The sequence below is a fragment of the Streptomyces acidicola genome, assembly GCF_009377235.1.
Classification (GTDB): domain Bacteria; phylum Actinomycetota; class Actinomycetes; order Streptomycetales; family Streptomycetaceae; genus Streptomyces; species Streptomyces acidicola.
In genome coordinates, this window is sequence record NZ_VMNX01000103.1 from 19,493 (window position 1) to 30,165 (window position 10,673).

Here is a 10,673-nt window from a genome sequence, read left to right on the forward strand (position 1 = left end):
ACCCGATGCCCGAACTCAACTGGCAGAAGTCCTCGTTCAGCAGCGAGGCCAGCAACTGCCTTGAACTGGCCACCGCCTCCGACGGAACGATCCACCTCCGCGAATCCGACGAACCAACGGTCACCCTCGCCTTGCAAGTGCCCGGCCTCGACTCCCTGCTGCACGCGGCTCGCCGAGGAATACGCACTGCCCGCGACACCGGAAGCACCCCAAAAGCCAGCGCGATGTCAGTCCCACCAAAACGTCCACACAGTCGAACGAATCTCGCCGCCCCCTAGCACCGGCAAGTCCGAAAGAATTGTCACAGCAGTAGGAGTACCGCTCGACGGCCGCACGACCCGCAGCACGACCTCCGCCACTCGACCACGACCCTGCTCCTGGAACAAGGCGTCGACCTCGTCGTGATCAAGGAGCTCCTCGGCCACGCCCACATCGGCGTCACCGCCGGCGTCTACGCCCGCGTGCGACTCCGCCTCCAACGCCAAGCCATCGACACCCTGAATAGCGCTCTGGGTGGCACTGAGGAGCCACAATCCACCTGCCGCAACGCTCGTCCGCAGACGTTGCCGTCAGCGTTGCCGTCAACCGCACGGGAGCCTCCGCCCGATAACCGATTCGGCGGAGGCTCCCAATTTACGTCCGAGTGAACTCGGAAATCCTCGACAATTTGTTCTTCGGTGCGCCGAGGACGTCGGCTCCTACGACAAGTTATGCCAGGCGTGACTACAAGCTCCTCGGCACTCCATTTCTCTGCGTCGCGCATCAGCCACCGCGAACGTTGACATGAGGACACGGAACGCCTTCAAATATTCCTGCTGCGGCAATCTTTCAATCTTCCCTATTTGTTCGAGGATCGGCTCCCGAACAATGAGGACCGCGGGGGTCATGGTCGCCTTCACCCCTGATTTCTCGAGGCCCTTACGCCCATCTTCCACAGTGACATGCGCCTGCATCAGATAGAGGGCGATCTCATGCAGAACTGACTTCTGCTCCTCTGGAGCGAACGCGGAGAACCACTCCACGCCTTCCTCCAGACTGTGCAACTCCTGGGCCACCTCGTTGATCATCCGTTCTGAGGCCCGCAATTCGGTCACGTCACCTACCCCCTGGGCTCGAAGACCACGTAAGGCCTATCCCTGTCCAATTCCGTGTACTGCTTGGCGTTTGGATTGTAGCTCTGGTAGAAGTCCCGGCCACGCCCACTTCCACCCTCTCCATCACCCATCCCCTGAGGCAGGGAGTTCTTGACGCTACTACGGGCCCGGGACGGACCGGTCAATATGTAATCCCAGTCAGAAGTTGGGTTGACCTTCCCGTTGCCCGCTCGGCTCCCGACCACGATGATCGTCTGACCTGTCTTTTCGGCAGCATTCTGGATTCGCCTCGCATCATTGGGTCTGATACCCGCCTCTGACGCAGTTCTAAAGCCTGGACCACACCACCCGTTGGAATTATGAACGAGGACCGGCGTCTCGCCCGCCAGCACATAGTACGTATGCAGGTCGTCAACCGTGAGGTTGTAGGTACGGGCGTGCCTGGTGAAGGCGCGATTGCCTGTGACGATGACCGTATCTCCGTCATCGGTGCGCAGAGTCATGCCCGGCCTGAGCTTGCCTGCCTCAATCCAGTCACGTTCGGACGGGGACCAGAAGGGGTGCTCGTGAGTGGCCGTGAGTTTCTCGATGCCGTCTGCCGTGGCGATCGACAACTCGTTGAAGTACTTGTCGCCCGCAGTGCGGATGAGGCGAGTGACTTTTCTGGGTCCGGTTCTACCTGTTTTCGGGTCAGTAGCCAGGACCTTGTCCCCGAGTTCGATGTCCTCGATGTCCTTGGTCGAGCCGTCAGCCATCAGGACGTCGGTTCCGGCCAGGAAGCACCGGCAACTCCACTTGATCTTTCCTGTCTTGCCCGCGCCGATGCGGGCTGTGATCAACTGGAATCCCACATTGCCGCATACAGGGCACGTGTCGGCGGCGTCGAGGCTGGCCACGTGTTTCCAGCCACCGTAGAACTTTCGCAGTTCAGCACACCCGTCGTTGAAGCCCTGACTACAACGCTCCCGGAAGTAGTATTCGACCATGAGTTCATAGCTGAGGGCGGCGTTGTAAACGCCGTTCTGCCGCAGCTGGCCAATTCCGGGAAGTTTGTTCTGATACAGCTGGTAAAGCTTCTTGGACGGCAAGGCCGGCTTACCATCGCCGAGATCAACGATGACTGGAGTTCCCCCCGAGTTCTTGCCTTTCGAACCGGACGAGCTCCCTCCTGCCGCACCGCCACCACTGCCGGCAGGATTGGACGGCGTCGTGGTGTTCTGGCCGCCGTCCGGACACAGGTCCCTCGGGCACAGGCCAGTCGGGTCGCTCTTGCTGACCGGGCTGTTGTTGCTGTAGGCGTACCCGTTCATCTGGAGCGGGTCCGCGATGTCGATGATCAGGTCCGCAGAGAGGAAGCGGCCGGAGTTCTGGTCGTACTCGCGGGCGCCGATGTGCGTCAGGCCCGTCGCCGCGTCGTCGATGCCCACGCCCAGGTAGCTGCGCTTGTTGGGCCAGGACGAGGGCTTCGGCCCCCGCGCCTCGCCGTACGGCTTGAAGGCACGGCGCGTGACCTCCTGGCCGCTCGACACCTTCACCGACGTGGTCGCCGTGCCGAGGTGGTCGGCGAGCATGACGCTGCGCTGGTGGCCCGTCGTCGCGCCGTTACTCGTGGTGCGGGTCACCGTCGGGGCGCCGGGATGCGCGTAGGAGCGGGAAGCCTTGGTGACCGTGCCGGACGCGTCCGTCGTCACCTCCGTCTCGCCCAGGTACAGCGTCGAGCCCGACGGGGAGTTCTCCAGGACGCGGTTGCCGGCGGCGTCGTAGACGTACGTCGTCTTCTTGCCGTCGTCCGTGATCGTGGCGAGCTTGTTCTCGGACGTCCAGGTCAGGTCCTGCGTCGTGGCGGGCAGGTCGCGGGACTCGGTGTTGCCCACCGCGTCGTACGCGTAACTGCTGCCCTTGCCCGACGGGTTGGAGCTGATCCACTTCATGGTGTGCGGCTGCGTTGCCCCGTAGCCGTACGTGAAGGTGACGTTCTTCGTCGCGTCCGCCGGGTCGGGCTCCGTCATCGTGGCGCGGTTGCCGAGCCAGTCGAAGGTGAAGGACTGGCGGTAGGCCGTCGTGCCCGTGGAGACCGTGGCCTTGTCGGGAGCCGTGTCGGCCAGCGTCGACGTCAGTGAGGCGTCCGGGCTCGACACGTCCGTCGACGCGTCCGGGGCGTCGGCCACCGGGCCGGACGAAGCCACGTAGTCCGTGCGGTAGCCCCACGTCGTGCCGTTCGACGACTTGCAGCCCGTGCCACTGCCACCGGGCGTGATGTTCGACGTCCAGGCGTTCACCAGCTCGCCCATCACGTCGTACGTGAAGCACTGGGTGTCCCACGTCGTGCCCGAAGCCTCCGACAGCTTGCGCGCGTTGGACGTGATGGTGCCCGACTTGTCGTAGGAGTAGTAGCTGTCCGAGATGCGGTGCGGGCCCGATGTCTCCCGGTCGGCCACCGTGCGCTGGAGACGGCCGGTGTGCGGGTCGACGAAGTTGGTCGTCCAGACCCGGTACGGCTGCGCGGCGGAGACCGTGCGCAGGGGCTCGCCGTACGGCGAGTAGGTTACATCGGACGTGTACCAGGCGAGGCCCGAGGTCGACTCGGCCAGGCCGTCTTCGTTGTAGCGGGTGACGACCTTTTCCTTCGCCAGCCCGCCGATGGCGGGAAGCGTCACCGTCTGGGGCTTCCCGGTCGGCGTGTAGGTGTACGCGTACGCGTACGTGCCGGAGAAACCCGTCGTCATCGTGTTGGCGGGGATGACCGTCTCGGTGCCGGTGGGACGGTAGTCGGTGTCGTAGCCGGTGACGCGGTTGATGTAGTCGCCGTTCGGCGTGCGCCGGATCGAGGCGACCGGCTGGCCGAGCGCGCCGGACAGGGTGTCGTACGTGAACTCCTTGACCGGTGTGGCCGTCTCGGAGCCCTCGCGCACGTACCTGACCCGGCCGAGTTCGTCGTACTGCGTGTACGTCGTCCTCGACTTCGCGTCCGTGACCTTGACCGGCCGGTCGGCGTCGTCGTACCCGGTCTCCGTCCTGCCGGTGTCGGGGTCGGTGGTCGAGGTCACCCTGGCCCGGGCGTCGTAGGTGTACGTCCAGGCGTTGCCTGCCGGGTCGGTCACCTTGCTGCGGTTGCCGCGAGCGTCGTACTCGTAGACGGTCGTGCGCCCCTGGTCCGTGCTTCCGTCGTCCTTGTAGTGGCGGATCGAGGTGACGCGGCCGAGCGCGTCGGTGAAGGTGCGGGTCCGCGGGGCCGTCGAACCGGCCGGGTCCACGTAGGTGCTGGTGTCGCCGTATGCCGTGTACGTCGCGTAGACGTAGTCGCCGTCGTGGTACGTCGACTCGCGAAGCTTGCGTTCCAGGCCGTCGTAGCGGTACTTGACCCAACTCGGTATCAGCGACTTGGACCTTGGTTTGAAGAGCTCGGCGGCCGGCTCGCCCTTCGCGAGGTAGGCACCGGTCTGTTCATCGACCAGGCCGTGGTCGTCGTAGGTGGTGTCGGTGACGATCCGGCCGGGGCCGTGGGCCTCGGACTGGGTCTGGACCTGGCGCATCAGGCCGTCGTAGATCGTCACCTGGCGGCTGTAGGAGCCGTCGTCCTTCAGTGTCCTGGTCGTGACGGCGGCTGGGCGGGTTGTCTGCGAGGTGGCGATCGCCGCCTGGTACGCGATCTCGACGTCCGGCGACTTGCCGCCCGAGGAACGCGACGGAGACCAGCCCTTCACGAGGCGCCCGAGATCGTCGTACTCGTTGCGCGTGACCCGGCCGTTGGCGTCGGTGACCGTCAGTGCCAGGCTGCGGCCGGGGTCGAAGGCCGTCGTGACGGAATGGCCCTTGGCGTTGATCGTCTTGACGGAGGTGACCGGGCCGCCCGCGTCCCCGGGCGTGTACTGCGTCTCGGTCGTTCCGGCGCCCGGCTTCGTGACGGTGCGGACGCGGCCCAGCGGGTCGTACGTCGTCTTCGTGACGATCGAGTACGAGGTTCCGGCACCGTTGATGTCGGCGGCGGAGGTGACCAGGCCCTTCGTCGGTGTCTCGCCGTACGCCAAGCCGTCGTAGCTGTTGCGGACCGCTTTCACGAGCTTGGTCGACGGGTCTGCTGTGTCGTAGCCCGCGCACGACGTGCCCGTTGTCCGCTGCTCCTTCGGCAGCCCGATCAGCCACGCCGACGTGTTGTGCGCGTACGACGTCCTGGTGCAGGTCTGGTCGGACAGGGTTTCGCCGGACCCGTTCGGCTTGACCACGGACGTCTCGACCTCGATCGGGAGCCCGTATGTGTCGTCCACCGTGGTCGACGTCCGCACGGCCTGCCAGCTGCTGCCGACCGTCTGGATCGCGTCCGTGCGCCTGACGCCGCTGCGGTGCGCGAGGAGCGGGTCCATGTCCGTGCCGTTCTCGGCCTCGCGGGCACGGGATGCGGTCTGCTTGGACCAGGGGTACGTCAGCTCCCTCTTCTTGACCGCCTTGTCGGAGTCGAGGTACGTGATGGTCTCCGCCATCATCCCCGCGTACTGCGGCGCGTCATCGGCGAGCAGCGTGTACTTGCCCGTCGAGTCCTTGACCTCCCCACCGACGCCCTGGAAGTACCGCGTCTCGGAGTACGACTGGGACAGCGGATCGCCCTGCTGGGAACTGGACCGGCTGCCCTTGGTGACCGCCACCTGGCGATAGCCGCGCCAGACGCTGTACGTGCGCAGGGACGGGCGGGTGAACTCGTCGTCGTTCTTGGCCCAGGCGGGGTCCGTGTACTTGTACGTCGTGTGGACGGGCCTGCTCTGGGAGGTGACCTTGTCGGTCTCGGTGACGGATGCGACAACGTACTTGTTGAACCAGGCCTTGGCCGGCGTCCTCTCGTCACCGTCCGGCGACCAGCGCACCGGGTAGCAGGTGCCGTTGTTCTCGCCCTTGTCCTCGGCGGGTTCGGACGCGCAGCCTCCCCTGTACTCGACCTCGATGTCGCCGCCGTACTCAGTGGCGACCGTGCCGATGCGCGGTCGAGTGAAGCCGGGGCGCTGGTCGTTCGAGCCGCTGGGGACCAGGTTCGGGAGCTGGCGGTCCTTGAGGCGGGCGCGCAGGGGCGAGGTCGAGCCGACCGTGTACTCGGCGAAACTGACTCCGTCCTTGGACTGCAGGGTGCCGGTCGTGTCGCCGGGGGCGAAGCCGCGTCGGGTGATCGAGTTCAGCCAGAGGCCGGGGGACGTGTCGTACCAGTCCTCGGGGAAGGACTGGTGGAGCTCGTACGTGTCCACCTTGCCGAGGCCGGCCCGGTCGGCGCGGGCGGCCTTCGTCGTCACCGTGTCCAGGCGCATCTGCGTCCAGAAGGACGGGAAGAACGGGCACAGCTTGGACGTGGACTTGCAGTTGAGGTTGCCGGGTGTGTCCCACCAGGGGCGGTACGCTCCCGGGTCGTCGGTCTTGGCGAAGTTGGCCGAGTCACAGGCCGTCTCCGACTTCAGACAGCGCTGCTGAGCTCCGAACTCGACCGTCGCGGACGGCTTCGTCAGGTCGGACGAGCGCATGCCGTACTCGATGGTCGTCGGGTAGGCGTAACGGTCGTACTTCTCAGGAGTCTTGGACTTCTTCTTTACGGCGTAGTAGTTCGTCTCCTGCTTCCAGTTGACGACCATCACGTTTCCGTGCACGTCGACTACCTTGTCCAGGCCCCAGCGCCAGGCCTGCTTCTTGCCCGCGCCGCAGCGGGAGTCGGCGAAGGCGGTGGCGTGGCAGGGTTCGCCCGGGTGGTTGCCGAAGACGGGGACGGTGGAGACCGAGTTGGTGTCGGCGTGGCCCCCGCCGACCTGGTTGAGGCCGAAGTGGTACTTGGTGCCGTCGGCGGTGGTGACGATCCAGTACTCGCCGTTGTTGTCGCCGTTGCTGCCGCCGGTCCTGCGCTCGACGCGGGTGCCGTCGTCGCTCTGCGGGCGGTAGATCTCGGTGTCGGTCTCCGGGTCGCTGCTCGTGGGCGCGTCCCTCACCAGCTCGACCGTCCTGCCGCCGAGCGACATCACCGCGTTGTACGACACCCAGCACAGGTCGGACGTCTTGTCCTTCTTGGCCGTGTTGTTGGGCGTGCCGGAGTTCAGGTTCTTGCGGTCGTCCTTGCAGGTGCGGTAGCGGCGCTCGATGTGGCCGGGGTCGTAGTCCCAGCCCTCGCCGATCCAGGAGGACTGGGGAGAGGAGACCGCCGTACGGCCGTCCACGGTCTGGGAGTTGTAGTTGAAGGAGATGGCCGGGGCCGGGCCGGCGGGAGCTGCCGGGATGCTCAGCGGGTACGACCACGTGAACGCGCCCGACGAACCGCCCGCCTCCCACTTGCCGTTGGAGGCCAGGGGCGTAGCCTTGAAGGAGCCGCCCTCGGCGCCACCGGAGTCGACCGCTCCGAGGACCGCCTTGTCGCCGGTCGCCGCGACCGGTGTCGTCGCAGCCCCGTAGGAGGCCTGGGCAATCGACGCGCCGTCGGACTCACGGAGGTTCGCCGAGGCCGGGGTGACCGTTCCGTCCGCCGTCGTGTCGACCGTGGCCGTGATCGACTGGGCCTTGGTGTCATTGGTGGTCTCCAGCTCCTCGTACTCCTGGCACGCCTCGTCGTCCGGCGTGTCCAGGTAGCACTCGGGGAACTGGACGAACCGCAGGCGGGAGGCCCAGTCGGCGCCGTAGAGGTTCCTGAACTTGGCGTAGTCGAGCCTGACCGAGATCGGCACGGAGCCGGTCGCCGGAGCCTGGACGGTCACGACGGCACCGTCGACTCCCTGCGATACGGGCGCGGTGCGGGCGGCGACGGAGACCTGCCACGTACCGGTGGGCGCGGGCTGGTCCGGGGCCTGCCCAAGACTGACCGGGAGGTCCTCGACCGGGGTCAGGTCGACCTGTTGGGCGTTGGTACCCGTGCGCGCCGCAGCCGGAGTGGCATTCGCGGAGGAGCCGAAGCTGACCGTCCCCGAGTCGGCAGCGGGAGCCGTCGCGGTACCCGCCGGTGCCTGTTCCTGGTCCTCAGGGACCTCGACCTTCCACCGACTTCCCCAACGCCGACGGCAGCGAGAACGGCTTCGGCAACGACGCCGAGGACGCGAACTGGAGCACGAAGAAGTTCGGTGAGGCGGGCAGCTTCACCGTGCGGGCGCTCAACAGCGACGTCGTACGGTATGAGTACGGCTTCAACTCGCCCAGCTATCCGTTCTCCCTCGCACGGACGGCAGGTACGAGCACGAGCGTGAGCGCGACCCTCCAGAACGCGAAGCCGCCCACGGCCGGCCCCAACGTGCTGTACGTCAGAGCGGTGGACGGCGCGGGCAACGTCTCCGAACCGACGAAGTACTTCTTCTACGTCACGCCTCGCGACCAGGCCGACTCGCCCGGCGACTTCACCGGCGACAAACTTCCCGACCTGATGGCGGTCACCGAGGGCGGCAACCTGTCCCTCTATCCCTCGCAGGCCACCAACGATCTCTCCAAGGGCTCGGGCGACCTGGACTACTCAATGCCCGGCGCCTACCGGAGCAACCCCGACAAGGACCCCAACGGCGACGAGCTGCCACCGTACGTCGCCCCGCCCTCCGGCCATTTCAAGGGGGCACTGATCACCCACAACGGCGACATCTACGGCGGTGACGGCCTCCAGGACCTCGTCGTCCGCGTCGAGGGCAAGCTGTGGGTGTACCCGGGCGACGGCTACGGTGCCGTCAACATCGACAAGCGCCGCGAGATCCTGCTGCCGGACGGCGCGCCCAGTCCCGCCGACCTGACCCAGTTCGTCTCGGCAGGCGATGCCACCGGAGACGGCCGGACCGACTTCTTCGCCACCATCGGCGACGAGTTGTGGATCTTCACCGGCTACCACGGGGCGACGATCGATCAGGCGACCCGGCTGTGGTCGTCGGGCTGGATCGCACGCGACATCGTCACCGCGCAGGACATCTCCGGCGACGGTGTCACCGATCTCGTCTACCGCTCCGACCCCGCGGCCAAGCTGATGCTCCGCAAGGGCATCTCCGACGGCGACGGAGGCGTCGACCTGGACTCGCTGGCCTCCGCCGGCGGCTCTGCGGGCGGCAACGACAGCGAATACGGTTCCGCGGGCTGGTCGGTCAGCAGCGTCCCGCTGCTGATCGGCACTCCGGACGCCAACGGCGACTCCATCCCCGACGTCTGGGCCGTACGCTCCGACGGTTCCGTCCGCTTCTACGCGGGCGGAAGGACGACGCTGCCCGGGTCCGGTACGGAGATCATCAGCCCCAGGTCCTACTGGCGGACACGGATCGCCATCGGCTGAGGGCACCTCGCGACGGGGCCGACCGCAGCGTGTGGTCGGCCTTTCGCCGTGTCACCCCCGCTCCCGATCCGGTGCGGCCCCCGGGCGCCGGTTGATGGCCGTCAGGTCGATCTCGATGTCGAAGGGCACCGTGACCTTGAGGCGGTCGTGGAAGATACCGGTGAGGCTGTAGGACTTGGTGGCCGGGTCGAGTTCGTAGACGTAGACGACGGGGAGGCCCTTGTCCTCGTCCTTCTCGACCCGCCAGAAGTGCGGGACGCCAGCAGCAGCGTACTTGCGGGGCTTGACCTCGCGGTCTCGTTCACGGGAGTCCGGCGAGACGACTTCCACGGCGAGGATGACGTCCTCAGGCCTGTGCCAGGTCTGGTCGGGACCTGAGTCCGCATCCGCCGGGATCACCAGGATGTCTGGTTCTGGCCGGTTCTTGTTGTCGAGCTTGACGGTGAATTCCCGATCGATGTCCAGGTGCTCCGGCGCCTGCGCCAAAAGGCCGTACTCCAGCAGACGCATGCAGCGCAGATGGAACCGGGTCTGCGGACTCATAAAAACGAGACTCCCGTCGATCAACTCCGTGTGTGGCGGGAGGCCCGGAATCCGGTCGAGGTCGTCCGCGGTCCAGCCCTCGGGGGGCGGGATGGGCCAGCGGTACTCCGGCCCGTCGTCGAGTCGGCCGTCCAGCCCGTTCTCGGATGCGGCGCTCATGATTGCTCCCATGGGACGGAGTCTCGCCTGCCTCACCAGCGTACCCAGCGGGAACGGCAGGGGACTCAGCTCATCGAGCGACCAGCCGATGGGACACCTGAACAGCATTCGAAATTTCGCACGACACATCTGGCCGCTCACCACACGGGCGACCTCGCTGCGGGTCGCCTCGCCATACGCAGTGCCGGACCTAATCTGACTTTATGTCAGATAACGAGTCGTACGAGCTGCTCGGTTTCGACAACGTGCTCCTGCCCGTGGGCGACCTCGACGAGGCCGTGACCTTCTACGGGCGGGCCGGGTTCGGGGTGGCGTTTCGGCTGGACGAGGCCGGGATCGCGCTGCTGAAGGTGGGGAAGGAGACGCCCGGCTTGCTACTCCGGATGGAGGAGGCGCTGGGTCAGCGGCCGCCGGAGTGGGCCTCACCCCGGGTGTGGCTGGAGGTACGGGACGCGCGGGCCGCCGGGCGGGCCCTCGAAGCGGCCGGAGTGCAGCCGCTCGACGCACCCTTCTCCGTAGCCACGGGGTGGACCGTGGAGTTCGCCGACCCCTGGGGCAACGTCATCGGGCTCACCGACTACAGCAAGCGGCCGGAGCTGGGGCGGGGCTGACACCCAGCGCCCCAGCAC

5 protein-coding genes and 2 pseudogenes are annotated in these 10,673 nt (G+C 66.6%); 4 read left to right on the forward strand and 3 right to left on the reverse strand.

The window, feature by feature from the left end:
- Positions 1–5: 5 nt before the first annotated feature.
- Complete coding sequence (locus tag FPZ41_RS48590) at positions 6–278, forward strand: DUF397 domain-containing protein (RefSeq protein WP_152865957.1); 273 nt, start codon at positions 6–8, stop codon at positions 276–278.
- 66 nt (positions 279–344) lie between these two features.
- A pseudogene (locus FPZ41_RS24995) lies at positions 345–558 on the forward strand (tyrosine-type recombinase/integrase); the annotation flags it as partial.
- Positions 559–698: 140 nt separating this feature from the next.
- Here FPZ41_RS24995 and FPZ41_RS25000 read toward each other — a convergent pair.
- Positions 699–1,094 carry a DUF5958 family protein gene (locus FPZ41_RS25000; protein WP_152865958.1) on the reverse strand — a complete coding sequence of 132 codons (396 nt, stop codon included), beginning with the start codon at positions 1,092–1,094 and terminating at the stop codon, positions 699–701.
- Between the two features lie 5 nt (positions 1,095–1,099).
- Complete coding sequence (locus FPZ41_RS25005) at positions 1,100–7,804, reverse strand: polymorphic toxin-type HINT domain-containing protein (RefSeq protein WP_407698814.1); 6,705 nt, start codon at positions 7,802–7,804, stop codon at positions 1,100–1,102.
- Between the two features lie 233 nt (positions 7,805–8,037).
- On the opposite strand from FPZ41_RS25005, the pseudogene FPZ41_RS25010 reads away from it, so the two are divergent.
- Positions 8,038–9,342 (forward strand): annotated as a pseudogene (locus FPZ41_RS25010) (DNRLRE domain-containing protein); the annotation flags it as partial.
- 51 nt (positions 9,343–9,393) lie between these two features.
- Here FPZ41_RS25010 and FPZ41_RS25015 read toward each other — a convergent pair.
- Positions 9,394–10,044 carry a Uma2 family endonuclease gene (locus FPZ41_RS25015; RefSeq protein ID WP_152865959.1) on the reverse strand — a complete coding sequence of 217 codons (651 nt, stop codon included), beginning with the start codon at positions 10,042–10,044 and terminating at the stop codon, positions 9,394–9,396.
- Positions 10,045–10,247: 203 nt separating this feature from the next.
- Here FPZ41_RS25015 and FPZ41_RS25020 point away from each other — a divergent pair, with 203 nt between their 5' ends.
- A complete protein-coding gene (locus FPZ41_RS25020) occupies positions 10,248–10,655 on the forward strand; it encodes a VOC family protein (RefSeq protein ID WP_152865960.1) in 408 nt (135 codons plus the stop codon).
- Positions 10,656–10,673: the final 18 nt, after the last annotated feature.